Origin of the sequence: Brevibacterium sp. CFH 10365, assembly GCF_009299785.1 — a bacterium.
Taxonomy (GTDB): domain Bacteria; phylum Actinomycetota; class Actinomycetes; order Actinomycetales; family Brevibacteriaceae; genus Brevibacterium; species Brevibacterium limosum.
The window spans coordinates 132,531-158,197 of the sequence record NZ_VIGO01000003.1; the positions used below are offsets into that span (position 1 = coordinate 132,531).

Here is a 25,667-nt window from a genome sequence, read left to right on the forward strand (position 1 = left end):
GTTTCGCGTTACCTGAGCCCGTGTCAGGTCCAGACGATCCGACTCTGGCCGCGCAGTTTCCCACCGGCACCGAGGTGGCCGAGCGTGAGTGCACCATCGAGCGGCCCGCCGGCGGGCTCGACGATGGAGACGTTCGGTTGCAGACGTGCGGCTTCGGTGCGGAATCCCTCGAAGAGGCGGCCGCCCGCGGCCGCGACTCCCCCGGTGAGCGCGATGCGGATCGGCGAATCGGCAGTCCGGCCGTGCTCCGAGACGACGTCGGCGCTGGTTGAGCCGCCCTGGCCGGCCTGGAATGATCTGCCACCGGAGTCGGCGCGTGCGGCGGCGACGGCGCTGCAGGCGGCTTCCTGGCCGGCACCGCGGAGCAGCTCGGCCGAAGCAACGTCACCGGCGCGAGCGCAGTCGGCGATGTCGACGGCGAACTCGGCGAGCAGTCCGGCTCGGTCATTGCGGGTGTAGAACTGGCTCGGCCAGGATGCTGGTGGTCCGAAACGACGCGTGGCCGCCTCGAGCAGTGCACGCCCGCGCTCATCGAGTCCGTCATGGGTGCGCAGAGCGAGTTCGAGGCCGTGGCGGCCCAGCCACGCCCCTCCCCCGCGGTCGCCGAAGAGGTGGCCCCAGCCGTCGGCACGTGACCAGTCGGATGACCAGATTCCCTCATCGCCTGGACCCGGGTGGGCGATGGCGATGGCTCCGGTCCCGAGCACGGTGATCGCCCCGCCGGTTCCGCCGAGGGCGCCGAGGTGAGCGGTCACGGCATCGATGGCGGCGACTGTCGACACCCCGAACTCCGAGGAGACGGCGGCGAGCGCATCCGACGGGTCCTCGGCGAGGGAGGCGATGCCGGTGGCTCCGATGCCGATGCCGATGACCTCGGAGAAGCGGTCGGGCCAGGTCTCCGCGGCCGTCCTCACGAGTTCCCGAACCACCCGGAGAACGTTGCTGCCGCTCGGCCCGATCTCGATGCGCGAGCCGGTGAGTTGGTCGATGATGCGCGGGACGAAGCCGGTGCCGACGGCAGTTCCAAGTTTCACGGTCGGCTCGCTGTCGATGCTGCCAAGTGGTTCGGCAACGACATCGACTTCGCCGAGCGCGACCCGGCTGCCGGTGCCGCCGATGTCGATGCCGAGGATGAGACTCATGCGCCCACGGTACCCGGACCGTCGGACCCGGTGCTTCCACCCGGACCGCCGTCGTCCGATCCACCGGTTCCACCCGGAGCGCGGGCGGCGGACCGGTCGGAATTGCCTGACGCACTTGTCCCGGTGAGTTCGGCGATCGCGGCTCGGACCGAACCGTCATGGGATTCCAGCGTCGATGCTGCCAGTGCGGGGGCCGCCTCGGTGAAGGAGACGACGATCGCCGTCTTGAGGTCACCATCGCAGCGCTCGAGCAGATCCCGGGCGTCGGCATCGTCGAGGTCAGCGGCCTCGCGGAGGATGCGCACGGTGCGTTCGCGCAGCTTCGCGTTCGTCGCCACGACGGAGACCATGAGGTTGTCCCAGGTCCGGCCGAGGGCGACCATGAGCGCGGTCGAGAACCCGTTGAGGGTGAGCTTCTGAGCGGTGCCGGCCTTGAGCCTCGTCGACCCGGTGATCACCTCGGGCCCGGTGTCGAGCACGATATGGTCATCGGCCTTCTCGGCCACGGGTGCGTGCGGGTTGTTCGAGATGAGGACGGTGTGCGCGCCGTTCGCCCGCGCCGCGTCGAGCGCCCCGCCGACGTACGGGGTCGACCCGCTCGCTGCGATGCCGATGGCCACATCGTCAGGCCCGAGCTCCGCACCGGCCGCGGATCCGTCGGCCCCGGAGTCCTCGGCGTTCTCGACGGCGTTGACCAGGGCCGCCTGGCCACCGGCGATATGCCCGATGACCCGGCCAGGTTCGAGGTTGAATGTCGGCAGGAGTTCGCTTGCGTCGAGGACGCCGAGCCGCCCCGACGTGCCTGCACCGAAGTAGTGGACACGGCCGCCTCGGCGCATGCGCTCCGCCGCGATGTCGACGAGGCGGGCGAGCTGCGGGAGGGCCGCGGCGACCGCGTCGATCACGGCGTGGTCTTCGGCGTTGAGGACCTGGAGGACGCCGAGGGTGTCGAGGTCATCGAGGCCGGAGCTGGCCGGATTGCGCTGCTCGGTCGGCGACAGGGGGCGTCCGGTCGACGTCGGTTCCGCCGTCGAAGTCGTCGACTCCGGCGACGGGATCGGGGCGGGCTGGGCCGAACCCGGCTGGGAGGAGGTCATGGGCGGGTGCTTCCTTCCACCTCGGCGATGGTGGGCTCTTCGACGACCTTCGTCTTGTGACGCAGGCCGAGCAGCCCGCCGACGATGAAGGTGACGATGACGCCGAGCAGCGGGTACCACTGCCATGCCACCCACACCTCGCCGGTGACGTACTTCTCCATGACGAAGAAGAACGCGTTGACGGCCACGGCCAGGGCGAACGCGATGTTCGCGTCGACAGCTCGGGCCCGCTTGTTGACGATGCCGAAGACGAACGCACCGAGCAGACCGCCGTAGGTGATGCCGGCGATGCCCAGAGCGAGGATGACGATGTTGCCCTCGTCAGTTTGGAAGACGGTGGCCGGCAGGATGAACGCGATGCCCCAGCCGATCGTCGCCCAGCGGCCGACCTTGAACCCCTGTTCGTCGGTCATCGGGGTGCGCTTGAGCTTCGCGTACACGTCGTTGACCGTCGAGGACGACAGAGCCGACAGCGACGAGGACAGCGTCGACATCGCGGCGGCGAGGATGCCGGCCAGCAGCAGGCCCGAGATTCCGGTGGGCAGACCTTCGATGATGAACAGCGGGAAGATCTCGTCGTCGCGGGTCAGGCCGAGATCCGCCGGCAGCGCGTGGTCGTAGTAGGCCCACAGCGCGAGTCCGACGAGGAGGAAGATCGCGAACTGAACGACCACGACGACGCCGGAGGTGATGAGCGCCTTCTGCGCCTCGAGCTTCGACCGGCACGACAGCAGGCGCTGGACGATGAGCTGGTCGGATCCGTGCGAGGCCATCGCGAAGACCGCGCCGCCGAGGAACGACGGGATGAACGACGCATCCGCGGAGATCGGGTTGCCTTCGAATACGAAGATGTTCGCCTTCCCGGCTTCGACCGCCTCGGCGAACCAGCCGCCGCCGATCGATGCCGAGATGATGATGATCGCGAGGATCCCGCCGAGGACGTAGAGGATCATCTGCGCGACATCGACCCAGACGACGGCCTTGATGCCGCCGATGAACGTGTAGACGATCGTGACGAGCGAGAGGACGACGATGATGACGAAGTAGTTCGTGTGGATGCCGAGCCCGTCGAGGATGACCTTGAGCGGGATGGCCGCGGCGAGCACGCGGATGCCGTCGGCGAGCAGACGGGTGAAGAGGAAGGTCACGCCGGCCGTGGTCTGCGTCGACTGGCCGAAGCGTTTGCCCAGGTAGGCGTAGGCGGTGATCATCTCACCGTCGTAGTAGCGCGGGAGCATGAAGTAGGCGACGACGACGCGGCCGAGAATGTAGCCGAAGCCCAGCTGCAGGTAGTTGAGGTCGCCGAGGTAGCTCATGACGGGGATGCCGATGACGGTGAGCGCGCTCGTCTCGGTGGCGACGACGGACAGGCAGACGGCCCACCACGGCAGGTCGCGCCCGCCGAGGAAGTAGCCCTTGAGGTTGCTCTGCTTTCCGCTCAGCGCCAGTCCCAGCCACGCCGTTGCGACGAGATAGGCGATGATCACCAGGACGTCGATGATCTGCATTGGTCTCTCCTTATTGGGGGTGTGGAGTGTGTCGGGTTCGATTGTGGAGTCGTGGTCGGTTTGTCGGTGGGGCCGTACGGGCGGTGTCGGAGCCGACCGCGGTTCAGTCGGTCAGCCTCTGTCCGTCAGTCGCAGCCGGGTGGGTCGTCGGTGGAGGGGCTCGGGCAGATGCAGCGGCCCGTCCCCGGGAGTGAAGCGCCCGGCGATGCGCGGGCCTCTCGCTCCGGTCAGACTGGGCTGCGTGCCGTCGAGTCCGTGCCAGCTCAGCCATCCGAGGAGTGCCATGAGCAGTGCTTCCTTGCTTCCTTCGGGCAGCCCGAGGGCGGCGTCGGTGCTGGTCAGCTCGATGTTCTCGCCCAGTTCCCCGCCGAGGCGGCGCATGAGTTCGGGATTGCGCGTCCCACCTCCCGAGGCGATGACGGTGGTGACATCGTAGCTGCGGACCGCCTCGGCGATGGTGTGCGCGGTCAGCGCGGTGACCGTGGCGATCCGATCATGGTCGCCGAGGTGGGGGCGGGATTCGAGGAATGAGTCGAGGTAGGCGGCGTGGAAGAGTTCCTTGCCCGTCGATTTCGGGGCGGTTCGTGCATAGAAGGGTTCGGCGAGGAGATCTGTGAGCAGGTCCTCGTCGACGGTTCCGGCCGCGGCGAGCGCACCGTCGCGGTCGTACCCCTGCCGGCCGTCGGTGATGCGGCGGGCGAGGATGTCGATGAGGGCGTTGGCCGGGCCCGTGTCGAAGGCGATGGGGTCCTGACCGGGAGTGATGACGGTGATGTTCGCGATCCCGCCGAGGTTAAGCACCGCGGTCGGAGCCTCGACCTCGGAGAGCAGGAGGGAGTCGAGCAGCCCGACAAGCGGGGCGCCCTGGCCGCCGGCGGCGACGTCGCTGGAGCGCACATCGGAGAGCACGGGAATACCGAGCCGCTCGGCGATGAAGGCCGGCTGCCCGAGTTGGAGGGTCGAAGTGACCTGCCCGTCGGTGATGTCGTGGCGGACGGTCTGTCCGTGGGAGACGACGAGGTCGGGTGAGAGGTCGTGGTCGGCGCAGAGTTCGGACAGGGCGTCGGCGCAGAAGCGGCCGAGGCGGGCGTCGACGCTGCTGACCAGGGACAGCGGAATGTCTGTGGGTTCGAGGAGGCGGAGGATGTCGGCGGCGAGTTCCTCGTCGAAGGGGGTTTCGCGTTCGGCGAGAATGCGCACGGTCAGAGTTGTCGGGTCGGCGCCGACGAGGTCGGAGCCGACGGTCGGATCGGGCAGGAACTCGGCGATGACGAGATCGAGGCCGTCGGCGGAGGTTCCGGTCATGAGTCCGGCGATGATCATGGCTGCTCTCCTCCTGTGCTGTTCGGTGCTGGGGTGGCGGGCGCGGTGTCTGTGGCGGGGACGGCAACGGCAGGATCTGCCTGAGTGGCGGCAGCAGGGCCGGGGACGGTGAGTTCGGTGCGGACCTTGTACCGGTCGCCGCGATAGACGGAGCGGACGAACTCGAAGGGCCGGTCATCGGCACCGCGGGAAATGCGTTCGAACAGCAGCGCCGGGGAGAGTTCTTCTACACCGAGGTGCTGGGCTTCGGCGGCGTCGAGGAGGGTCGGTTCGATCGTCTGCACGCTGTGGTTGAGGCGGATGCCGAAGCGGCTGCGCAGCAGTTCGTAGAAGGACTGGTTCTCGAGGTCGCCGGCGCTCAGCCCAGGGACGAGGGCGGAGGGAATGTGGAGTTCTTCGAGGGCGATCGGCTCGTCATCGGCCAGGCGCAGGCGCAGAACAGCGATGACCTCGTCGTCTTCGCCGAGGTGGAGGCGCCGTGCGATGTGCGCGCCGGCCCGGGTGGTGTCGAAGCTGAGGTTGTGCGAGCCGGGACGCATTCCGCGCGCGAGCATGTCTTCGGTGAAGGAGCTCGCAGCCAGCGGCTGGTCGAGCTTCGGGCTGAGGGCGAAGACTCCCGTGCCGTGACGCCTGCGCACCATCCCTTTGGCGACGAGTTCGTCGATGGCTCGGCGCAGGGTCATCCGCGAAATGCCCAGGGTCTCGGCGAGCTGCCGTTCCGGCGGGAACTGCTCGCCGGCAGCCATGCCCTCGAGCCGGTCGAGGAGCTGGTCGCGGATGGCGTGGAATTTCGTCACGACACCATTGAGGCATAAGACACATCACGAAATCAAGACCACTGGTCTATTTCGCGATGGCTCGAGGCGTTTTCTCTGTCGCCACTCTCGCGAAATCCGTGCGCACACCCCTCAGGTAACGCGAAGCTCGAAAGAGTCGTCACCGGTGACGACTTTTTCGAGCTTCGCGTTACCTGAGGTGCTTTCGGCTCGAGGGGCGTCTTGGGCGGCGAGAACCAGAAACAGGAGCAGGGGGTTCACGGATGCCGTTGCGGTTCCTAGCATGGAAGCATGACTGCATATACTGGACAGGAACTGCTCGATACTCTCAACGACAAGGGCCTGGCCGACTGGCAGGCCCGAAAGGACTCAATCGCCGCCCGTCTGCTCACCGGTGACTTCGCCACCGGTCTCGACCTAGTCAACAAGATCGGTGCCGCGGCAGAGGACGCCGGCCACCACCCCGACATCACTCTGACGTTCCCTCACGTCGACATTCAGCTGACCAGCCATGACACCGGTGCCGTGACCGAACGCGACCTCGACCTCGCGGGCACGATCAGCAAGTTGGCTGCCTCGGCGGGGGTGAAGGCTGACTCGAACGCGGACTGAGCGGCCGGTCACCCGGGTTCGTACTAGGCTGGAGGCTCAGCCGCCTCGTGACCAGGAGAGTGTGTGTTTCACGCAGCCGAAAACCGCTACGACTCGATGACCTTCCGCCCGGTCGGCCGGTCCGGACTCGTCCTTCCGGCCCTGTCGTTGGGGCTGTGGCACAACTTCGGTGATGACGTCGCCTTCCAGAACCAGCGCGACACCGTCCGGCGGGCCTTCGATCTGGGCATCACGCACTTCGACCTGGCGAACAACTACGGTCCTCCTCCGGGCTCGGCGGAGATCAACTTCGGCAGGCTGCTGCGCGAGGACCTCCACCCCTACCGCGATGAGCTCATCATCTCGACGAAGGCCGGCTGGAACATGCACCCCGGACCCTATGGAGGCCCCGGGGGCAGTCGCAAGTACCTCCTGGCCAGCCTCGATGCGTCCCTGCGCCGACTCGGCCTCGACTATGTCGACATCTTCTATTCCCACCGCCCCGACGCCTCGACCCCGCTCGAGGAGACCATCGGCGCCCTCGACACCGCCGTCAGGTCGGGCCGCGCCCTGTACGCCGGCATCTCCTCATATTCTGCCGCCGACACGGCCCGCGCCTCGCAGCTCGCTCGCGACTTCGGCACTCCCCTGCTCATCCACCAGCCGTCGTATTCGATGATCAACCGGTGGATCGAAGACGACGGGCTGCTCGAGACCACGAACGACGAGGGCCTCGGGGTCATCTGCTTCTCCCCGCTCGCCCAGGGCCTCCTCACCGACAAGTACCTTCGCGGCGTGCCCGCGGAGTCGCGCGCCGGCAAGGCCAAACCGTCGTTCAAAGACGGCTTCCTGTCCGAGGACAACCTCGCCCGCATCCGCAGACTGAACGACATCGCCGCCGCCCGCGGTCAGTCCCTGGCGCAGATGGCCCTGTCCTGGGCTCTGCGCGACGACCGGGTGTCCTCGCTGGTCATCGGGGCCAGCCGCGTCGAGCAGCTCGAGCACAATGTCGCGGCCCTCGACGCGGCACCGCTGAGTGTCGATGAGCTGCGGGCGATCGACGAGTTCGCCGTCGACTCCGGCGTCGACATCTGGGGAGATGCTCGCCGCAGCACCGCCGAATGAGAGCGGCAGACTGACGCCCACACGTCGCCCTCAGTCCTGTGACGGCCGCACTCAGCGTCGAAACTCGACGGGAATCGAGGACGGAGCGAGGAGCCCCCGCAGCTGATCGACCAGCTGCGTGAAACTCGCTGGACTCGTGTGCATGGACAGGTCGGCTCGGATATCCGACCTGCTGCGTCGGCGGATGACGAGCTCGTGGACGATTCGGCCCCGACCGACCAGTGTGGCGGCGAGCTCATTGCCTGCGGTCTTGGCCATGGTCGTGGACCAATGGATCGGCCTGGGTCCGATGCGAGCGTGGATCGAGACGAGATCCGCGTAGTCGGCCGATCCCATTCCGACCACTGAGACGCCGCACGCGCCGACGGTGAGAACCGGCTGCTGTGGGGCCCTGCGGTGCCGCGTGAGAATGACGATGGCGACGATCGTGAAGACCACTCCGGACACCGTAATCCCTGCGCCGATCCCCCACCGGGCGATGTTCCTGTTGCCCGGATCGGCTGTGGAGACAGCGTCGAGGATGAGACCTCCGAACAGCAGGAAACCGAGGCCGCAGAGCAGCGCCCACCCACCGATGATCGCGCAGCCGATGCCCACGACCCGGGAAAACCGTGAGATCCTGCCCACCGCACGCGGATCCGCCGGAAGCACCCACCCGTTCCGGTCACGCACCAACATGCGTCCAGACTAGCGGGTCGACGCCTGCCGCCCCACCGCCTCAAACGGGATCGACTCGACAGCGTCGAGAAGGATTCCCGTGCGATCGCTCCACCGCGGTCTGAACGCATAGACGCAGACCAGCCGCAGCAGGGCAGCCCGCTCATAGGTGCGCACCCGTGCTGTGTCCGATCCGCTCGCCGAGGCAGTCGCGCGAATGGCTTCGAGCACGACCTCGGCTTCCGAATCGGTCCAGATCCCCTGCGCACATCGCCAGCGGGCGTGGGCCGCGAGATTTCCGAGGTCGAGTTCGCGCTCCCCGAGGCAGACCGTGTCGACGTCGAGCAGGCCCGGGCCCGCGACCGGGTCCCACATCAGCTGCTTGTCGTGGAGGTCCCTATGGATCGGGCCCCAGCCAGATTCGCGCCCTTCCACTGTTTCGGGTACCTGGTCGATCAGCTCAGTGCTCACTTCGGCGATGAGTCCATCGACTCGGCGGCGAAGGGAACCGAGAAGATCCGCGGCCCGCTCTCGCCATTCCGCGAGCACACGCATCTCCGAGCCCGCAGTGTGCACGGGCGTCTCGGTTCCTCTGAACCCGGCGCCCGTCGCGGTTTCGGCATGCGCTGCATCGCAGCTCTGGTCACCCGAGCCGGCCCGGGCCCAGGCCTCGAGGCATTCGGACCACGCCCGTTTCCAGTCCTCACCGAGGCGGGCCGGATCGTGGAGTTCGACTCCGGGCAGTCGGGAGAGGACGACAGTCGAGTCGTCGGCGGCGAGGACCTCCGGCAGTGCGAACCCGACGGCGAACGCCTGTGCTCGGCGCTGCCCCGCGAGGATTGCCGCAGTTCGGCCCGAACGAACGCATTTCGCGAAGCTGCCGTCGGACAGACGGACGACGGCGCGCTTGCCCGATCGGTGCGAGATGAGTCGGCCTCCTTGCTCGAGCAGACCTGCGAGACCCGGAAGCTTTGGGTCGCGATCGGCATCGAGGACCTTCACTCCGCTTTCGTCGAGGTAGCCGACCCGGATCCCGCGATTTGAGTGCTCTGCTTCCCAGGCAATGCGGCCCGGTCCTGCGGGCCAGGCTCGACGCACTTGCCAGTCGAGACCGTCGATGGTGATCGCCGCAGGGATGCCAAGCGCGATGTCTTCATTCCGCGCGCTCATACCGTCGCTCCTTCGACGTGGGTGCCGCTCCCCGGGCTCTGTGTTCCGCTTCCCGGACTGTGTGATTCGCCGGCAAGTGCGCTGAGTGCCGCGTCGACGGTCTGCATCGTCTCGTCCCTCCAGGTCTCGGAGCAGCTGCGCCAGGGTTCGAGTGCGGCCGTGAGCATCGCCCAGGCCGTCCAAGCGCCGAGGTCGGATGTCTCGCCGCCGGCTGAACGGTAGCCGTCGAGGAAGGGCTGCTCGAGTTCGTCCAGCCCGGGATTGGTGCGGCAGGCGGCGATCCACCGGCCCAGATCCATCCCGATCGGTCCGAGTCCTGACCGGTCGAGGTCGATGATCCGGCAGTCGGAGTTCGCCAGAAGCACCTGGTCAGGGCTGAGATCTCCGTGGATCTCCCGCAGCTCCCGGCTCGATCCGATGCGTCCGGTCAGTTCAAGGAGCAGCTCAGCGACGTCCGTCGCTCGCTCCGGCAGCAGACGAACCAGTGACCGACTGACGGTCTCGACCTGCTCGATCGGTTCGCCGACCGCGAGTGCGTCGACGCCGAGCGCCCGCCTGTCTGCGTCGCTGCCCCGTCCGCTCACCAGGTCCGGCATATCCCGGTGCAGTTCGGCGATGATCACGCCGACCTCTTCGGCAACGTTCGGGTCCGGGTGTCCGTGCAGGTCACCGGTCCCCCACCACGGCGAACGCGTGGCGGTGTGACGCCGTCCGATGAACTCGACCGGCAGGCTCGGCAGCTGTGCCTGCCGCCAACGATGGGCCGCCTCGGCGAGGTGGCGCTGGGATTCCGCACCGATCCGTACGAATTCCGGCACCCCCTGGACCGGGGTGTGCTTGAGCAGCAGCCGCCGTGCCGGGTTGTATCCGATGATGTCGATGTCGCCGCCGAGGTGGTCGAGCGTCCGCGCGACATGCTTGCCGATCCTGGGGTCGGCCAGCACGCTGCCGCTGACCAGCACGGCACCGGTCGCGCCTGCCGCACGCGGGTCGATCGCCTCGTGGACGGTCAGTTCCTGCCCATGGCGGGCGGCCCGCCGCCGTGCGTTGGCGAGTTTGTCCGGGCTCGTCATCGCCGCGGTGAACCCCCAGTCGGCGAACTCACCGAGGTGGCCGGGTTTCTCCCGCTGCCAGGCGACGATGGCGCTGCGTCCCGGTTTCACGCGGATCCGGCGGGGGCGGACCGCGAAGCCCAGGCGTCGGGAGAGTCCTTCCGCCGATCGCAGCTCGTCGATGTAGGGAAGCATTGCGAACCTCGTGTCCACTGGGTCGTCCACGGACCCGAACGTCGATGCGGTCATGTTGAGGCTCCTGCATAGGTGGGTGTGCTGCCGGTCTCGTCGGCCTGCGAGCGGATCCACCGGGAGAAGCGTGAGTCGGCAGCAGCGGCCAGGTCACTCGGTGCTCCGTCCTCGACGATCCGTCCGTCCTCGAGCCACACCACGCGGTCGAGCCCGCGGATCATCGCCACGTCGTGGCTGATGACGATGCTCGTGCGTCCCCGTGTCAGCGCGGAGACGGAGTCGGCCACCTCGGCGCGGGTCTGCGGGTCGAGCCCGGTCGTGGCTTCGTCGAAGACGACGACCGGAGCGTCGCGGACCAGGGCCCGGGCGATGGCCAGGCGCTGCCGCTGTCCGCCGGACAGCGTGTCCCCGCGGTTGCCGAGTTCGGTGTCGTAGCCGTCGGGCAGGGAGCGGATGAACTCATCGGCGCGGGCCGCGCGGGCGGCGGCGACCACCTCGGCATCGGTGGCGTCGAGCCGACCGTAGCGGATGTTCTCGCGCACGCTCGCGGCGAACAGCACGGACTCCTGGAGGAGGACCGACACGTTCTGCCGCAGGGAGGCGCGGGTGACGTTGTGGGTGTCGTAGCCGTCGAGGTAGATCGACCCGGAGTCCGGCTGCGACAGCCGCAGCAGGTAGCTCATCAGGGTCGATTTTCCCGCCCCGGAGGCACCGAGGATGCCGACCTTCTGTCCGGCCGGAATGAGCAGATCCAACTCGTCGAACAGGGGTCGACCATGCGCATCGGTCGAGGTGATGCGGTTGAAGACGACGTCACCGGCCACCGGTCCCATGGCCACGGCGTCGGGGGCGTCGGCGATCTCGACGGGTTCGTCGAGGAGGTCGGCGATCCGCTCCCCCGAGGCGGCCGCGCGGGCGATGCGGCCGGTGTACTTGGCCATGTCCCGCAGCGGTTTCATCGCGATCTTGAGGTAGAGGAGGAAGAGGACGAGGTCGCCCGGCGACATCGCCCCGCGCAGCACCTGCCACCCGCCGAACGCGAGCACGAGGGCCTGCGAGATGCCGACGAGGACATCGGTGGATCTCTCGAGTCCGGCGGCCAGTCGGCGTGCCCTGACTCCTGCCTTGAGTGCGCGTTCGTTGCCGTCGGCGAAGTCGCGGGCCACGGTCTTCTCGAGTCCGTAGGCTTGGACGACGCGGATGGCTCCGAGCGCCTCGGCGGCGGATCCGACGAGGCGGCCTTCGCCCCTGCGGGTGGATCGGGAGGCCTTCGTGATCTTCGGCGTCGTGACCTTCGACAGCAGCCCGTAGACGGCGGCGGTGGCGAGCACGATCGCGCTGAGCACGGGGTCGAGGATGACCATGACGACGAGGAGGACGGCGAGGGTGATGACATTGCCGACCAGCGGCAGCCCAGCGGTCACGGCGACTTCCTGCAGCCGTCCGATGTCCCCGACGAGTCGCTGTGAGGTGTCTCCGATCGAGGCTTTCGAGTGGTAGCGCAGCGACAGGGACTGGACGTGGTCGAACACGCGTGAGCGCAGCCGGGTGGCCACGCGGGCCCCGACGAGGGCGAAGCAGATCGTCGCTGCGTAGTTCGCCGCAGCTCGTCCGCCGACGATGACGGCCAGGCCGATGGCCACGACCGCGAGCGTCGTGCCCACTCCGGCGTGGAGGCCGAAGGTCGGTGCGATCTGTGCGCCCAGTGCGGCGGTGACGGCATCGACGGCGATCTTGATCGGCCAGGGCTCGAGGATGCGGAAGACGACGTCGGCCAGCAGTGCGGCCATTCCGCCGATGATCAGCCACGTGTGTCGGCGCAGGTGGGGGCGGATGATCCGCAGGGTCCGCCGCAGCGCCGAGGCCGACAGCTTCTTCGTACTCATGCTCTCACCGCCGAGGTGGGACGCCGTCCCGACACGGACTGTTCCGTGGCGACGGAGGCGGCGTCGGGTCCGGCGGGATCAGCGCCGGTATGCACGGGGGCAGTGCCGGCCTCGACGGGACCAGCTCCTGTCACCGGAGCGAGGATCTGTCGGCATCGCTGCGTCCAGGAATGCCGGGCCACAGCCTCGGCCCGGGCCCGAACGCCCATGTCCGCGCGCAGTTCGGAATCGTCGATGAGCTGCTGCAGGGCACCGGTGAGAGACGCGGTGTCGGCCGGGTCGGTGAGGATCGCGGCCCCGGTGCCTCCCAGCACGCCGGGGATCGCGCCGACCGCCGAGGCGACGACGGGCAGCCCCGCCGCGAGGTATTCGTAGACTTTGAGGGGTGAGAAGTAGTTCTCCCCTGCCGGGTACGGGGCGACCGCGATGTCGAATTCGCGCAGCGTCTGCGGCACGGCTTCCGGCACCACCGCCCCGTGGAAGCGCACGCGACCGCTCAGGCCGAGTGCACGCACCTGCTCCTCAAGCGCATCGGCTTCGGGGCCGTGGCCGACGATGTCGACGCGGAAGTCACCGACCAGTCCCGCGCAGGCGGCGATGAGCCGATCCGTGCCGTGCCAGGGTTTGAGTGTGCCGACGAACCCGATCCGCACCGGCCTGTGTTCCTGAAAGGCACCATCGCCGAGGTGGTCGTGACGGCTGCGTGGTGTGATCCGTTCCGTGTTCACTCCGTTCGGGACGACGCTGACGTCGTCGAGCCCGGGATAGTCGGTGCGGACCCAGTCGGCGACGAGTTCGCTCACGCACACGATGCGGTCGGCTCCGGCGAAGCTCGCCGCGGTGGCACGGGCGGCATGTTCTGTGTGGACGAGTCCCCGGTGGGTCCGCTGTTCGTCCAGCAGAGGCGCATTGACTTCCATGATCATTGGCACGTCGAGTCGTTGGCTGATGCGCGCACCGGCGGTGGAGAACAGGGAATACCGCTCAAAGACGAGGTCGAATCCCTGCTCCGAGGCGGCCACCGTGTCCGTGACCAGGTCGGCGAGCATATCGGACAGGCGCAGCAGAGCGATCTCACGCTGGGAGCGGTCGAGTCCCCGCGGCACCTCGAGCCGGGTGACGTCGAGGTCTGCGAGGTCGGCGGGGATGTCGTCGTCGGTGCGGGTGCAGAACACGCTGACCTCGTGGCCGAGTGCGCGGAAGGTGCGCACGACCTCTTGGACGTGGACGCTGGCACCTTTCGTACCGAAGACCCCGATGCCGGGGTCGAGGAGGACATAGGCGATTCTCATGACACTGACTCCATCTCACGGATCGTCGGGACTGCAGGGGCTGCGTCGGTCTCCGTCGCCTCGGCGCAGCGCCCGGCGGCACCGGATGCGGCGGACGCGCCCACGGGCGCTCCGGGGACTGCGGGCGCTGCGGGCGCACCGGGCGCTGCGGTACCCGCTGCGATCGCTGCTCTGTCGGCCAGATCCGCGAGTTCGCGGGCCTGGGCGGCCGAATCGTGCATGCGGCACACGCGGTCACGGGCGGCATCGGTGACGGTTCGGATGTCGGCGGGGTTGGTACGGATGTCGGCGGCCACCTCGGCGATGGTGGAGGCGAGGTTCTGCTCATCGGTGCCGTCGACGAGCCATCCGGTGCGGCCGTGGTCGATGATCTCGGGCACGGCGGTGACGGACCCGGCGATGCAGGGAATGCCGGTGGCCATGCCCTCGAGGAGCACGGTGGGCAGGCCGTCGGCGTTGCCGTCGGAGCCGATGACGAACGGGGAGACGAGCATGTCGTGGTCGGTGAGCATCTCGCGCACCTCGGCCTGGGTCAGCGCTCCGTGGAACGTGACGAGGTCAGCGAGTCCGAGCCTGCGCGACTGTGCCCGCAGCTCCTCGTCGAGGGGGCCCGTGCCGACGAGGTCGAGACGGCAGGCCGTTCCCTCGCTGCGGAGGCGGGCGAGCGCGTCGAGGAGGTGGGCGAATCCCTTCTTCTCGACGAGGCGGCCGACCGCCAGCAGCGAGGGGACCTCCCCCGAGGTGCTCGGTGCGCGATCGGACTTAGCACCGTCGGGTGCGCCCTGCCTGGGCCGGTAGGGGAAGCGGTCGAGTTCGAGGCCGTTGCGCACGACGACGATGCGGTCGGCCAACTCCGGCCCGAGCACCGTCGACAGGTAGCGACGATTGAATGCGCTGATCGCGATCACATGATCGGCGTCGGCGGTCTTGCGGGCCAGGTCGGTGAGCACGACATCCTCGTGGAAGATGTCCTTCGCGTGCGTGGTGAAAGAGTACGGGATTCCCGTCAGCGCCGAGGCGGCCCGGGCCACGGTCGTCGCCACTGAGGCGAAGTGCGCGTGCAGGTGCGTCACCTCGTGGTCGAGGGCCAGCCGGGCAAGGCTGAGCGCTTGGATCGCATCGTCGTGACCCAGTTCCATGAGTTCGCCGAGGCGGCCCGACAGTGCCGCGGCCACGCGCGGTTCCGCTGCGGCCTCGGCGAAGGTCTGCCAGAAGCTGCGTGCGCTCGAGGGGCGGTCGATGTGGATGACCTCGGCACGCACGCGGCCGAGTTCGGGGTGGAAGCGGGTGTCGGTGCTCGGACGCAGGGAGAAGATCACGAGGTCTTCTCCGGCGGCTTCGCGGGCGAGGATCTCGGAGACGATGAAGGTCTCGGAGAACCGCGGGTACATCTTGAGCACATAGGCGCGGCGACCGGCAGATCGGCGTGCCGGGGTGGTGTCAGACAGCATGGCTGGTCTCCTCGGATTTGGTAGGGAAACTAGTGGTCGTTCCGGCGGCCGGTTCGGAGGTGAGGTCAGCGACCGTCGAGTGCCGTTCGGTGTTGGCGCCAGCGATGAGTTCGGCCGCCAGGCGGGGAACGGTGGCCAGTCCCGTGAGGTCGATGTGGGAGCGGTCGGTGAGCCGTCCGGCTCGACCGGCGAACCATTCGCTGAGCACGTCTGCGCTGAGGCTGTCGATCGTGCGGGCGTCGACGGCTCCGGCCGCGGAGAGCGCGAATGCCCGTCTGGGCTGCTCGGCTCGGTGGCCCTTGCGCGGGACGACGAGCGCGGGGGTGGTCGTGGACATCAGCTCGGCCAGAGTGTTGTAGCCGCCCATGCACACGACCGCCTCGGCGGAGGCGACGAGGCCGGGAATGTCGTCGCAGTGGCGGATGACGGTGGTGTCCGCACCTGCACGCGCACGCAGTCGGTCGAACTCTTCGGCATCCATCTGCGGACCGGTGACGATGAGGTGGCGGTGCCCGTCGGGCGGTCTCGCGTCGACGGCGATGGTGGCGAGGCTGCCGCCGTCGGAGCCGCCGCCGAGGCAGGTGAGGACGAAAAGCTGGGCCCCGATCCCTGCCGCCTCGACGCCTGCCGGTTTGTCGCCGCCGTCATCGGCACGGTCCTGTGACAGGTAGCCGGTCGTGACGGCCTTGGCAGCCAGCGATGCCGGGACTTCACCGGTGGACCGGGGATCGTAGACGTCGGCGTCGCCGTAGATCCAGACTTCGTCGAAGGAATCGGCCACGTGGGCGGGCCCACCGACCTTCTCCCATTCGGCATCGACGACGGACGGGGTGTCGAGGACTTCGCGCAGGCCCAGCACGGTCCGGCAGCCGTGGCCGCGGACCTGGTCGATGGCCTCGGCGAGTTCGCCGCCGATGCCGAACGGATGCCGGTCGACGATGAAGAGCTCCGGGCGCTGCTGGTCGAGGATCGCCGAGATCGCTGCCGCCCGCAGTGCCCTGAGCCCCTGCATCGAGGAGGCGAGCGCACGCGGAGCATAACCGCCGGCGGCGGGGGTGACTCCGGGCAGGATCACCCAGTCCCATCCTGTCGGCAGGTCGAATCGCGCGGCCTCGGGGCTGCTGGCGATGAGCAGACCGGAGACTTCCCGGCCGGTCAACGCCGGCAGGTCCCGGGCCAGCGCAAAGGCCAGAGCCCGGTTGCGGCGGAGGTGGCCCAGTCCCAGCGAGTCGTGGGAGAACAGTGCGATTCTCAATCGTCTTCTCATACATCTCAGCTTGTCGGCTGTGATTAAGATGGAATTAAGACGCGGATGAGAAAGATCTTAGGTTGGGCCGCTGAGGCTCCGGGGTTCAGTCCACTCGGTACCCGAAGCCGCGCACGGTGGTGACGAAATCGGTGCCGAGCTTCTTGCGCAGGTATCCGATGTAGACGTCGACGACGTTCGAGCCGGGGTCGAAGTCGAATCCCCACACATGGGAGAGCAGCTGTTCGCGTGAGAGGACGTTGCCGCGGTTGCGCAGCAGTATCTCGGCCAGGGACAACTCCCGAGCCGAGAGTTCGACGAGGCTGTCCTTGACCCACACCTGCCGTTTGAGCAGGTCGATGCGCACCTCGTCGCGGATGAGCTCCGTGACCTCCTGCCCCTGCGGGCTCTCCTTGAGCCGCAGGCGGACCCGCGCCAGCAGCTCCGCGAACCGGAAGGGCTTGATCATATAGTCGACCGCCCCGGACTCGAGCGCGTAGATCGTGTCGTCCGGGTTGTCCCGGGCGGTGAGCACGAGCACCGGGAGTTCGGGTCGCCGCTCACGCAGCTGCTCCAGCACGGTGAAGCCGTCGAGACCGGGCAGACCGATGTCGAGGATGACGAGCGCGAAGTCTCCCGTCAACGCCAGGTCCCGACCGGTGAAGCCGTCGGCGGCGGTCTGCGGACTGAATCCGGCGGCGGTCAGCCCCTTCGAGATGAAGGCGGAGATCCGCTGTTCGTCCTCGATCACGAGAATGCTCTTCACTTCTGTCCTTTCGGCAGGATCATCCGGAACTGTGCGCCGACGGTGGTCTGGTCGAGGACGACCGTCCCTTCGTGCGCCTCGGCGATGGCGGTGATGATCGACAGTCCCAGACCGAAGCCGGCCCCGTCCGTCGACCCGCGGCAGAAACGGTCGAAGATGTCCTCGGCGATCTCGTCGGGCACACCCTTGCCTTCATCGCGCACCCAGATGTGCACGGACTCCGAGTCTTCCCCGGCTCCGAAGACGATCCTCTGTCCGTCCTCGGTGTGGTCGACAGCATTGGCCGCCAGCTGCAGGAGCGCCTGCGTCAGGCGCTGTCGGTCTCCGCGGAAGCTCAGCGTTTCGGGCACCTCAAGGCCCCACTCCCGGTCCCCCAGTCCCTTCGCCTTCGCCAGGGAGTCGGACACGACTCCGCTGAGATCCACCTCGGCGAGGCGCACGAAATCAGGACGCCGGGCACGCGCGAGCAGCAGCAGCTCCTCGACGAGGCGGCCCATCCGGTCCGTCTCATCGAGCAGCATCGTGCGGGTCTCCTCGACATCGTCGACGTCCTCGGCGTTCATCGTCTCGAGATGACCGCCGAGGATGGTCAGCGGGGTGCGCAGCTCATGTCCGACGTCGTCGAGGAAACGGCGTTGGGCCTCGAAGGCCGCTTCGAGCCGGTCGAGCATGTCGTTGAACGTGTGTCCGAGTTCGGCGATGTCGTCGTGGCCCTTCGTGGCCAGCCGGCTGCTGAGATCACCGCCGGAGATCGACTGGGCCGTCCGCCGCAGCTCGGTCACCGGCGACAGCAGCCGACGTGCCAGGAGTGAGGAGATCCCTGAGATGAGGAGCGCTGCCGCGAGGGCGACGACGACGTAGATCTGCATGATCTGGACCAGGTCGCCTTGGCTGGCCGAGACATTGTGGACGACGACGAAGGCTCCGAGCCCGTTCGTCGCCGCCGTCCCGCCGGCGACTTCGCCGACGCCCTTGGTCCGGGTCGTCGAATCGGTGGGCGCGGCCCGGGTGTCGGTGTTCGCACCCGCCTCGGTGCCGGTGATGGGCAGGACGAACCCTTCGTACTCGACGTCACCGACGGTCAGGCTGATCTCCCCGCCTTTTTCGGCCACGTGGGCCACTGCTTCCTCGAAGGCTTTCGAACCGCCGAGGAGGCCCTCGGGCTCGCCCTGATAGAGCACTCGCCCGTCGGTGAGGAAGGCGAAAAGCGCCTCATCCTCATCGGGTCTGTTCTGGGCGAGGAAATTGCTGAGGATCTCATCGACGGAGGTGAATGGTCTGCCTGTCTGCGGGTCGATCCCGTTCTCGGAGAAGGTCCGCATCTCCCCGATCTCCTGGGCCATGGACGCGGTGATTCGACTGGAGACGTTGCTCGACTCGACCGTATAGAGGATGAGACCGACGACGGAGAGGGTGACCACCGACAGTGCGGCCACGGCCAGTGTCAGGCGATTCTGAACGGTCAGCCCGACGCGCCGTTCAGTCGTCATCATCGTCCCCGTCATCGCCGTCGTCATCATCGTCATCGTCGCCGTCATCGCCGACAGCGTCATCGCCGTCGTCGTCCCCGTCGTCGTCGCTGTCGGGGACTTCACGCGGCGGGTTCGGCACCGGTTCGTAGGAATGCTCGATCTCCTGCGGCTCTCTCGAGTCCGCGTCATCCCTGCCGTCGGCCGGGCTGCCGCCGGAGTCATCGTCTGCAGAACTGTCGGCATCGGGGGCGGTCTTCTTCGGCTCGGATGTCTCCGTCGGCCCGGGGGTGACTTCCACCGGGCTGAGATCCGGCTGTTCCGGTTGGGTGGTGTTGCGCACGATGAGCACGGTGAGGATTGCGAGCATGATGACGAGACAAGCCACGACCCAGCCGAGGATCTTCGATCGTCCACCCATACCGACCACATTGCCCAAGGCCTGCGGCAAAGTCGAGCCGGAGGCGATGAGAGTCTTCTTAAGTGGGGTGTTCGGGTGCCTGTGATACCGTAAGCGCCGACCGCCCCGACGACCCGCAGGAGCCCACCGATGAGCGACGATCGCGCGGACCGCGACGAGGCCGAACCCGTATCCGCAGACTCCTCATCGACGAACCGTGCCGAGGCAGAATCGCCCCCTGACGTGACCGAGGCAGACGCCGCCGGCACTGATGCGGAGCCCAAGGAGAACCCGTGGGCGGCGCTCAAACCCTGGCAGGGCAAGGCGGCCGGCCTCGACAAGCTGCTGCTGTTCATCATCATCGGCGTCCCGCTCATCTACCTCGGCCTCATGCCATTGCGGCCGTGGATGCTCGTCAATGCCCCGGTCGTCCAGGAATTCATCAACGGCGCGAAGACCTCGATCGTCGCGGCCGCCGCCTATGCCCGGGTCGGTGAGATCCCGCTGTGGCTGGTCATCGTCGCCGGCTTCGTCGGCATGGCCAAACTCGATTGGGCGTTCTGGCTGGCCGGTCGCCGGTGGGGCGACGGAGTGCTGCGGCTCTTCGCGCAGAACGAACGCCAGCTCAAACGCATCAACCAGCTGAAGAAGATCCCGAACTGGGCGCTGTTCCTCATGACACTGATCTCGCGTTGCCCGGGCATCCCCGGCACGCTCGTCTACATCGTCGCGGGGTGGACGCGGATGCGTCTGTCGCTGTTCCTCATAGCCGACCTCCTCGGCTGCCTCATCTTCACTCTCATCTGGACGTTCCTGGGGTATCAGCTCGGGGAGGCCGCCGTCGACATCCTCAAGATCATCGACAAGTACGCGCTGTGGCTGACCCTGGCCCTGATCGTCGGCATCTTCGCCTTCAGCTACTTCAAGGAATACCGCAAACAGAAGAAGGAGCAGGGCTGAACGTCAGGCGCCGAAGGACAGGAACGTCTCGCGCATGCGCTGCGGCTCCGCCCTCTGTCCGCTGAAGTGTTCGAACGCGTCGATGGCCTGATTGACCGCCATCCCCGATCCGTCGAGCGTGCGGCACCCCTTCGCCCTGGCCTCCGCGAGAAGCTGAGTCTCGAGCGGGAAGTACACGACGTCGGCCACCCAGGTCTTTGACCCGAACACCGAGGTGTCGACCGGGGTTCCCGGATAGGCCGTCATCCCCACCGGGGTGGCGTTGACGATCCCCTGCGCCGAGGCGGCCGCCCCTTCGAGCTCATCGAGCCCGGTCGCCCGCGCCCGAGTGCCGACCGCACTCATCTCGACGATATCTGCGGCCAAACCTTCGGCACGTCGCACATCGGTGTCGGCGATGATGAGGTCGCCGACTCCGAGTTCGGCGAGGGCGAACCCGACCGCACGGCCGGCTCCGCCCGCACCGATCTGCACGACCGCCTCGGTGGCGGCGCCGTCCAATCCGGCGCGGAACCCGGCGGCGAAACCGGTGACGTCGGTGTTGTATCCGGTCGTCCGGCCGGCGCTGTCGATGACGACGGTGTTGACCGAACCGATGCGCGCGGCCACCGGTTCGACGTCGTCGAGGAGGCCGATGACCTCCTGTTTGAACGGGTGGGTGATGTTGAGTCCGTTGAAGCCGAGCCGGATCGCCGCGGTGAGCAGCTCGTCGAGTCCCACCTCGGCGAGGCGGGGGCTGCTGATGTCGATAGTGCGGTAGATCGTGGGGATGGAGTGAGCGGCGCCTTCGTTCTCGTGCATCCGCGGGGTGCGGGAGGCGGAGATGCCGTCGCCGATGAGGCCGAGGAGGAGGGATGAGGTCATTGTCTCGCTTTCGCGTTCGTGAGGTGGTCGATGAGGATCTCGACCGCGTGGACGTAGCCTTGGGCGCCGGCTCCGGCGATGACGGCCGCCGCCACTGGTGAGAGGTAGGAGTGGTGCCGCAGGGCTTCCCGCGCATGCGGGTTGCTCAGATGCACCTCGATGATCGGGTGGTCGTAGGACTTCAGCGCATCGTGCAGCGCCAGGGAGGTGTGCGTATACGCTCCGGCGTTGATGATCGCCCCGACCGTGGTGTGCCGGGCCTCGTGGACGGCGTCGATGAGCCCGCCCTCGTGGTTGGTCTGGAGGCAGCGGACGCTCAGCCCCGCCTCGGCGGCGGTGTCGGCGCACATGGCCTCGATATCGGCCAAGGTGGTGCGGCCGTAGATCTCCGGTTCGCGCTCACCGAGGAGGTTGAGGTTGGGTCCGTTGAGGACGAGGATCTCGGGGCTGGCCTCTTCGGGATCGATCGCCTCGCGATCGGCCGGCTCGGGCGTGGTGTGCGATTCGGGCATGCTCACCTCGGGAATCGGGCGGCGATGGAGGCCGCGGTCTCGGTCAGTTGGGGGACGAACTCGATGAGCTCGTCGAGGCTGCGGCGGAAGACCGGAGCGGCGAGAGCGAGCGAGGCCAGCAGTGTTCCGTCGAGGTCGAAGACGGGCACGGCCAGGGCGTTCATGCCGATGTCGTTCTCCTCGGACTGCCCTGCCCACCCGTCGGTGCGAATCTTCTCGAGGCGTTTGCGCATCTGCTCGGGATCGGTGATCGAGCTCGGAGTGCGGGCGACGAGTTCGAGGGCATCGACCGTGGCATCGGCGTGCGGGTCGTGGGCGAGCAGCGCCTGGCCGAGCGCCGAGGTGTGCAGCGGAGATTCGTCTCCGGGATCGGTGGTCGTGCGGAACTGGGGGCCGTCGACGGTGAGCACGGTGAGAGCGGCGTTGCCGCGGCGGACGGCGAGGATGCTCGATTCGCCGGTGGACCTCGTCAGCTCCTGCAGGAGATCCTTCGTCGCTCCGGACAGCCCCTGTCGGTGCGCGACCTTCTGCGCCAGGCGGAAGACCTCCATCCCGAGGGTGTAGATCTTCGTGCGCGCATCGAAGCTGGCATAGCCGGATTCGACGAGCCCGCCGAGGAGACGGTAGGCCGTCGAGAACGGGTATCCGGTGGTCTCGGCGGCCTGGGCGGCGCTGATCCCCTCGGGTGATTGACCGAGAAGCTCGAGCATCTCGAAGGTCTTCGTCACCGAGTTCGAACCCTTGGGCGGCATGCTTCGCCTCCTTGCGCTGCTGTGGCAGGTCGTTGGTGCTGGGCCGTGCGGAAGGCCGAGTGTCCGGGACGGGTGTGATGTCCGGGAGCATGATCTCTGCGTTCCACGTTGACAGGCTATGTCATCTCGATCACACTGTAAACCACAATGTAACAACGATTGCCACAGTATGGCAATACAGCATCGGTCCGATGAGCGCTCGACAGCGCTGAGGCCGTCGACTGTCCCTGAGAGTGAGAGATGCGAGGAAGCATGAGCAACGCGACCGAGGAAGCTCGCCCCACGAAGAAGACACCGCTGCGCGCAGCCCTGTCGAGTTGGACGGGCTCCGCGCTGGAGTACTACGACTTCGCGGTCTATGGCACCGCCGCGGCCCTGGTGCTCAATACCCTGTTCTTCCCCGAGACCACTGCACCGGGAATCGCCATCCTGTTGGCCATGGGCACCGTCGGAGTCGCCTATGTCGTGCGTCCGCTGGGTGCGCTCATCATGGGACCGCTCGGTGACCGATTCGGCCGCAAGTTCGTCCTCATGCTCACTCTGTTCATGATGGGAGTCTCGACCTTCGTGGTCGGCTGCCTTCCCACCTATGAGCAGGTAGGCATGCTGGCTCCGATCCTGCTCGTACTCTGCCGAGTCATCCAGGGCCTGTCGGCTTCGGGCGAACAGGCGAGCGCGATCTCCGTCTCCCTCGAGCACTCGGCAGAGGAGAAGCGGTCGTGGACGACGAGCTGGACCCTGCACGGGACTCAGGCCGGAACCCTGCTCGCGACCGCGGTCTTCATCCCCTTCACCGCGCTCCTGCCCGATGAGGCCCTGTTCAGCTGGGGCTGGCGGGTGCCGTTCTGGCTGTCGGCGCTGGTCGTGCTCACCGCCTGGCTCATCCGCCGCGGACTCGAGGAGCCGCCGGCGTTCAAGGAGTCCCGGGTCGAGAACCCGCCGCTGATGCAGGTCTTCCGGTGGCACAAGGCCGCGGTCGTCCGTGTGGCCGTGTGCGCCATGGTCAATACCGTGAACATGGTCTTCACCGTCTGGTCGCTGTCGTTCGCCACCTCGATCGTCGGACTCGAGCGTTCGACGATGCTGCTCGTCTCGGTCATCGCCAACGGTGTCGCGCTGTTCGCGATTCCGGCGGCTGCGCTGCTCTCGGACAGGTTCGGTCGGAAACCGGTCTTCATCACCGGCGCCGTCGGGTCAGGACTGATGATGTTCCCGTACCTGGGTGCGGTCTCGGCCGGGAATTGGCCGCTCATCTTCGTCTTCGGCGCCCTGATGTCCGGCTGCGCGTACTCTCTGGCCAATTCCATCTGGCCCTCGTTCTACGCCGAGATGTTCCCCACGACGGCACGAGTGACCGGCCTGGCCCTGGGCACTCAGGTCGGATTCGCGGTCTCCGGCGGCCTGGCTCCGGTGCTCGCCTCCGCCGTCGCCGGCGCGGGAGGAGAGAATTGGGTGTCGGTCGCTGCGTTCACCGCAGGCGTCTGCATCGTCGTCGGTCTAGTCGCGATGACGGCGAAGGAGACGAAGGGACTGAGCTTGGAAGAGATCGATGTCGTCCATGAGGAAAGGTCACGATGAGAACCTCGATCGCCACAGTGTGCCTGTCGGGCACGCTTGAAGAGAAGATGCAGGCTGCCGCGAGGGCAGGATTCGATGGGGTCGAGATCTTCGAGCAGGATCTCGTCGTCTCTCCCCACTCCCCTGAGGCGATCGCGGCGCTGGCCGCAGAGCTCGGGTTGAGTCTTGATCTCTATCAGCCCTTCCGTGACTTCGAAGGCGTCGATGATGAGCAGTTCGCCGCCAACTTGGTCCGGGCCGAAGCGAAGTTCCAGCTGATGCAGCGACTCGGCATGACCATGATCCTGCTGTGCTCGAACGTCGCCACCGCGACCATCGGCGATGACGAGGTGATCGTCGATCAGCTGCGCCGCCTCGGCGATCTGGCTGAGAGATACGGCATCGACGTCGCCTATGAGGCGTTGGCCTGGGGCCGGTTCGTCTCCGAGTACGATCGCGCGTGGGACCTGGTGAGGGCCGCAGATCATCCGCGCATCGGCACCTGCCTCGACAGCTTCCATATCCTCTCCCGCAGCACGGATCTGTCCCGCATCGCCGAGATTCCGGGTGAGAAGATCTTCTTCCTCCAGCTCGCCGACGCCCCGGCCCTGTCGATGGATGTCCTCAGCTGGTCCCGCCACCACCGAGTCTTCCCCGGCGAAGGCTCGTGGGATCTCACCGACTTCCTCGCTCGTGTCGCTGCCACCGGGTATGCCGGGCCGGTCTCACTCGAGGTCTTCAATGACTCGTTCCGGCAGGCCGATACTCAGCGCACCGCCGTCGACGGCCTGCGCTCGCTGCGGTGGCTCGAAGCCAATGTGTCCGCCGCTCACTCCGGAGGCGACCGTGTGAGGCTCGACCTGCAGCCGCTGCCGCAGGTCGCGGAACCGCGCGGTGTCGACTACGTCGAACTGAACACCGATGATCTGGGCGCGCTCACTCGGCAGATCCACCAGCTCGGCTTCCGCTTCGTCGGCTTCCATCGCACGAAGCCGCATGTGCAGCTGTGGCGACGCGGCCAAGCTCGAATCGTCGTCACCGAATCCACCGATCCGGCTGTCGTACCCACCGATCCGACAGCAGAATCCGCGGAATCCGGGACCCATCTGCGGGGCATCGGCTTCGCCGTCGCCGATGCCGACGCCGCCATGGAGCGGGCGATCCTGCTCCAGGCCGCGGAAGTGCCCCGCGATCAGGCCCACGACGAGGAAGTTCTGCGCGGCGTGTTCGCTCCCGACGGCTCCGAGGTCTTCTTCGGCGATGGGACCGGCATCGATCCGACATGGACCGAGGAGTTCGGCAACGTCCCCGATGACCGACTCTCGGCAATCGATCACGTGAACCTGGCGCAGCCCGCGCACCATTACGACGAAGCGGTGCTCTTCTACACCTCGCTCCTCGCTCTCCACGCTCAGTCCTCGAACGATGTGCCCAGCCCTTCGGGCCTTATCCGCTCTCAGGTGATGGCGAGCTCCGACGGGGCGATCCGGATGCCTCTCAACCTGGCTCCGCGCGCGGCCGAATCCCCGGCGACCGGCAGCTATCCCGAGCATGTCGCCCTCGCCTGCGACGACATCTTCACTGCGGCCGCGACCGCAGTCTCGCGGGGGCTGGACTTCCTCCCTGTTCCTGAGAACTACTACGAAGACCTCGAGGCGCGTTTCGATCTCGCCCCCGACCTTCTCGAGCGGCTGCGTGAGAACAACATCCTCTACGACAGAGACGACGTCGGCGCATTCCTCCACTTCTACACGTCGACGATCGGGTCGGTGTTCTTCGAAATGGTCGAACGCCGAGGTGACTACCAGGGCTACGGTGCCCCGAATGCGCCGGTGCGGCTGGCTGCACAGCACCGGCGCAACGAGGGCGGCTGAGTCGA

23 protein-coding genes are annotated in these 25,667 nt (G+C 67.4%); 5 read left to right on the forward strand and 18 right to left on the reverse strand.

What is annotated here, in order from left to right:
- Nucleotides 1-23: 23 nt before the first annotated feature.
- From FHG09_RS06810 to FHG09_RS06830, 5 genes are all read right to left on the reverse strand, one after another.
- Entirely contained in the window at nt 24-1,142 is a 1,119-nt protein-coding gene (locus tag FHG09_RS06810; RefSeq protein WP_152346904.1) for a BadF/BadG/BcrA/BcrD ATPase family protein, read from the reverse strand.
- Nucleotides 1,139-2,239: an N-acetylmuramic acid 6-phosphate etherase gene (gene murQ, locus FHG09_RS06815; protein ID WP_152346905.1), complete on the reverse strand. Its 1,101-nt coding sequence runs from the start codon at nt 2,237-2,239 to the stop codon at nt 1,139-1,141. The genes FHG09_RS06810 and murQ overlap by 4 nt, the downstream gene beginning before the upstream one ends.
- Nucleotides 2,236-3,747 carry a sodium:solute symporter gene (locus FHG09_RS06820; protein WP_152346906.1) on the reverse strand — a complete coding sequence of 504 codons (1,512 nt, stop codon included), beginning with the start codon at nt 3,745-3,747 and terminating at the stop codon, nt 2,236-2,238. The genes murQ and FHG09_RS06820 overlap by 4 nt, the downstream gene beginning before the upstream one ends.
- Before the next feature lie 111 nt (nt 3,748-3,858).
- Complete coding sequence (locus FHG09_RS06825; protein WP_152346907.1) at nt 3,859-5,070, reverse strand: anhydro-N-acetylmuramic acid kinase; 1,212 nt, start codon at nt 5,068-5,070, stop codon at nt 3,859-3,861.
- The gene (locus FHG09_RS06830; protein ID WP_152346908.1) at nt 5,067-5,867 is read right to left on the reverse strand and encodes a GntR family transcriptional regulator; all 801 of its coding nucleotides are present in this window, start codon (nt 5,865-5,867) and stop codon (nt 5,067-5,069) included. Before FHG09_RS06830 ends, FHG09_RS06825 begins: the two co-directional genes overlap by 4 nt.
- 270 nt (nt 5,868-6,137) lie before the next feature.
- Here FHG09_RS06830 and FHG09_RS06835 point away from each other — a divergent pair, with 270 nt between their 5' ends.
- Complete coding sequence (locus tag FHG09_RS06835) at nt 6,138-6,458, forward strand: 4a-hydroxytetrahydrobiopterin dehydratase (RefSeq protein WP_152346909.1); 321 nt, start codon at nt 6,138-6,140, stop codon at nt 6,456-6,458.
- Between the two features lie 63 nt (nt 6,459-6,521).
- A complete protein-coding gene (gene mgrA, locus FHG09_RS06840; RefSeq protein ID WP_152346910.1) occupies nt 6,522-7,562 on the forward strand; it encodes an L-glyceraldehyde 3-phosphate reductase in 1,041 nt (346 codons plus the stop codon).
- A gap of 51 nt (nt 7,563-7,613) precedes the next feature.
- On the opposite strand, the gene FHG09_RS06845 is transcribed toward mgrA, so the two are convergent.
- From FHG09_RS06845 to FHG09_RS19780, 10 genes are all read right to left on the reverse strand, one after another.
- On the reverse strand, nt 7,614-8,240 hold the full coding sequence (locus FHG09_RS06845; protein ID WP_152346911.1) for a hypothetical protein: 627 nt from the start codon (nt 8,238-8,240) through the stop codon (nt 7,614-7,616).
- A 9-nt stretch (nt 8,241-8,249) separates the two neighbouring features.
- Nucleotides 8,250-9,389 (reverse strand): phosphotransferase, encoded by a 1,140-nt coding sequence (locus tag FHG09_RS06850; protein WP_152346912.1) that lies wholly within the window; start codon nt 9,387-9,389, stop codon nt 8,250-8,252.
- Nucleotides 9,386-10,690 carry a phosphotransferase family protein gene (locus tag FHG09_RS06855; protein WP_152346913.1) on the reverse strand — a complete coding sequence of 435 codons (1,305 nt, stop codon included), beginning with the start codon at nt 10,688-10,690 and terminating at the stop codon, nt 9,386-9,388. The genes FHG09_RS06850 and FHG09_RS06855 overlap by 4 nt, the downstream gene beginning before the upstream one ends.
- Complete coding sequence (locus tag FHG09_RS06860) at nt 10,687-12,519, reverse strand: ABC transporter ATP-binding protein (protein ID WP_152346914.1); 1,833 nt, start codon at nt 12,517-12,519, stop codon at nt 10,687-10,689. Before FHG09_RS06860 ends, FHG09_RS06855 begins: the two co-directional genes overlap by 4 nt.
- Entirely contained in the window at nt 12,516-13,811 is a 1,296-nt protein-coding gene (locus FHG09_RS06865) for a glycosyltransferase family 4 protein (RefSeq protein WP_152346915.1), read from the reverse strand. The genes FHG09_RS06860 and FHG09_RS06865 overlap by 4 nt, the downstream gene beginning before the upstream one ends.
- Nucleotides 13,808-15,262: a glycosyltransferase family 4 protein gene (locus tag FHG09_RS06870; protein WP_152346916.1), complete on the reverse strand. Its 1,455-nt coding sequence runs from the start codon at nt 15,260-15,262 to the stop codon at nt 13,808-13,810. The genes FHG09_RS06865 and FHG09_RS06870 overlap by 4 nt, the downstream gene beginning before the upstream one ends.
- Complete coding sequence (locus FHG09_RS06875) at nt 15,252-16,517, reverse strand: glycosyltransferase family protein (RefSeq protein ID WP_227492600.1); 1,266 nt, start codon at nt 16,515-16,517, stop codon at nt 15,252-15,254. Before FHG09_RS06875 ends, FHG09_RS06870 begins: the two co-directional genes overlap by 11 nt.
- Before the next feature lie 97 nt (nt 16,518-16,614).
- A complete protein-coding gene (locus FHG09_RS06880) occupies nt 16,615-17,274 on the reverse strand; it encodes a response regulator transcription factor (RefSeq protein ID WP_152346918.1) in 660 nt (219 codons plus the stop codon).
- On the reverse strand, nt 17,271-18,869 hold the full coding sequence (locus FHG09_RS06885; protein WP_227492601.1) for a sensor histidine kinase: 1,599 nt from the start codon (nt 18,867-18,869) through the stop codon (nt 17,271-17,273). Before FHG09_RS06885 ends, FHG09_RS06880 begins: the two co-directional genes overlap by 4 nt.
- Complete coding sequence (locus FHG09_RS19780; protein ID WP_193627301.1) at nt 18,754-19,164, reverse strand: hypothetical protein; 411 nt, start codon at nt 19,162-19,164, stop codon at nt 18,754-18,756. The genes FHG09_RS06885 and FHG09_RS19780 overlap by 116 nt, the downstream gene beginning before the upstream one ends.
- 129 nt (nt 19,165-19,293) lie before the next feature.
- Between FHG09_RS19780 and FHG09_RS06895 the strand changes: the two genes are divergently transcribed.
- Nucleotides 19,294-20,103 carry a DedA family protein gene (locus tag FHG09_RS06895; protein WP_152346921.1) on the forward strand — a complete coding sequence of 270 codons (810 nt, stop codon included), beginning with the start codon at nt 19,294-19,296 and terminating at the stop codon, nt 20,101-20,103.
- A 3-nt stretch (nt 20,104-20,106) separates the two neighbouring features.
- Here FHG09_RS06895 and FHG09_RS06900 read toward each other — a convergent pair whose 3' ends face one another.
- From FHG09_RS06900 to FHG09_RS06910, 3 genes are read right to left on the reverse strand one after another with little or no spacing between them, the layout of a single operon-like run.
- Entirely contained in the window at nt 20,107-20,967 is an 861-nt protein-coding gene (locus tag FHG09_RS06900; protein ID WP_152346922.1) for a shikimate dehydrogenase, read from the reverse strand.
- Nucleotides 20,964-21,479: a type II 3-dehydroquinate dehydratase gene (aroQ, locus tag FHG09_RS06905; protein WP_152346923.1), complete on the reverse strand. Its 516-nt coding sequence runs from the start codon at nt 21,477-21,479 to the stop codon at nt 20,964-20,966. Before aroQ ends, FHG09_RS06900 begins: the two co-directional genes overlap by 4 nt.
- Nucleotides 21,480-21,481: 2 nt before the next feature.
- Complete coding sequence (locus FHG09_RS06910) at nt 21,482-22,231, reverse strand: IclR family transcriptional regulator (RefSeq protein ID WP_152346924.1); 750 nt, start codon at nt 22,229-22,231, stop codon at nt 21,482-21,484.
- 252 nt (nt 22,232-22,483) lie between these two features.
- Between FHG09_RS06910 and FHG09_RS06915 the strand changes: the two genes are divergently transcribed.
- A complete protein-coding gene (locus FHG09_RS06915) occupies nt 22,484-23,809 on the forward strand; it encodes an MFS transporter (protein WP_152346925.1) in 1,326 nt (441 codons plus the stop codon).
- A complete protein-coding gene (locus FHG09_RS06920; RefSeq protein WP_152346926.1) occupies nt 23,806-25,662 on the forward strand; it encodes a bifunctional sugar phosphate isomerase/epimerase/4-hydroxyphenylpyruvate dioxygenase family protein in 1,857 nt (618 codons plus the stop codon). The genes FHG09_RS06915 and FHG09_RS06920 overlap by 4 nt, the downstream gene beginning before the upstream one ends.
- Nucleotides 25,663-25,667 lie beyond the last annotated feature (5 nt).

Coding starts and splice junctions, on each gene's coding strand:
- FHG09_RS06915 (WP_152346925.1), top strand. CDS start 22,484: ATGAGCAACGCGACCGAGGAAGCTCGCCCCACGAAGAAGACACCGCTG.
- FHG09_RS06820 (WP_152346906.1), bottom strand. CDS start 3,747: ATGCAGATCATCGACGTCCTGGTGATCATCGCCTATCTCGTCGCAACG.
- FHG09_RS06825 (WP_152346907.1), bottom strand. CDS start 5,070: ATGATCATCGCCGGACTCATGACCGGAACCTCCGCCGACGGCCTCGAT.
- FHG09_RS19780 (WP_193627301.1), bottom strand. CDS start 19,164: ATGGGTGGACGATCGAAGATCCTCGGCTGGGTCGTGGCTTGTCTCGTC.
- FHG09_RS06895 (WP_152346921.1), top strand. CDS start 19,294: ATGAGCGACGATCGCGCGGACCGCGACGAGGCCGAACCCGTATCCGCA.
- murQ (WP_152346905.1), bottom strand. CDS start 2,239: ATGACCTCCTCCCAGCCGGGTTCGGCCCAGCCCGCCCCGATCCCGTCG.
- FHG09_RS06900 (WP_152346922.1), bottom strand. CDS start 20,967: ATGACCTCATCCCTCCTCCTCGGCCTCATCGGCGACGGCATCTCCGCC.
- FHG09_RS06845 (WP_152346911.1), bottom strand. CDS start 8,240: ATGTTGGTGCGTGACCGGAACGGGTGGGTGCTTCCGGCGGATCCGCGT.
- FHG09_RS06920 (WP_152346926.1), top strand. CDS start 23,806: ATGAGAACCTCGATCGCCACAGTGTGCCTGTCGGGCACGCTTGAAGAG.
- FHG09_RS06865 (WP_152346915.1), bottom strand. CDS start 13,811: ATGAGAATCGCCTATGTCCTCCTCGACCCCGGCATCGGGGTCTTCGGT.
- FHG09_RS06850 (WP_152346912.1), bottom strand. CDS start 9,389: ATGAGCGCGCGGAATGAAGACATCGCGCTTGGCATCCCTGCGGCGATC.
- FHG09_RS06855 (WP_152346913.1), bottom strand. CDS start 10,690: ATGACCGCATCGACGTTCGGGTCCGTGGACGACCCAGTGGACACGAGG.
- FHG09_RS06810 (WP_152346904.1), bottom strand. CDS start 1,142: ATGAGTCTCATCCTCGGCATCGACATCGGCGGCACCGGCAGCCGGGTC.
- FHG09_RS06835 (WP_152346909.1), top strand. CDS start 6,138: ATGACTGCATATACTGGACAGGAACTGCTCGATACTCTCAACGACAAG.
- FHG09_RS06870 (WP_152346916.1), bottom strand. CDS start 15,262: ATGCTGTCTGACACCACCCCGGCACGCCGATCTGCCGGTCGCCGCGCC.
- aroQ (WP_152346923.1), bottom strand. CDS start 21,479: ATGCCCGAATCGCACACCACGCCCGAGCCGGCCGATCGCGAGGCGATC.
- FHG09_RS06860 (WP_152346914.1), bottom strand. CDS start 12,519: ATGAGTACGAAGAAGCTGTCGGCCTCGGCGCTGCGGCGGACCCTGCGG.
- FHG09_RS06910 (WP_152346924.1), bottom strand. CDS start 22,231: ATGCCGCCCAAGGGTTCGAACTCGGTGACGAAGACCTTCGAGATGCTC.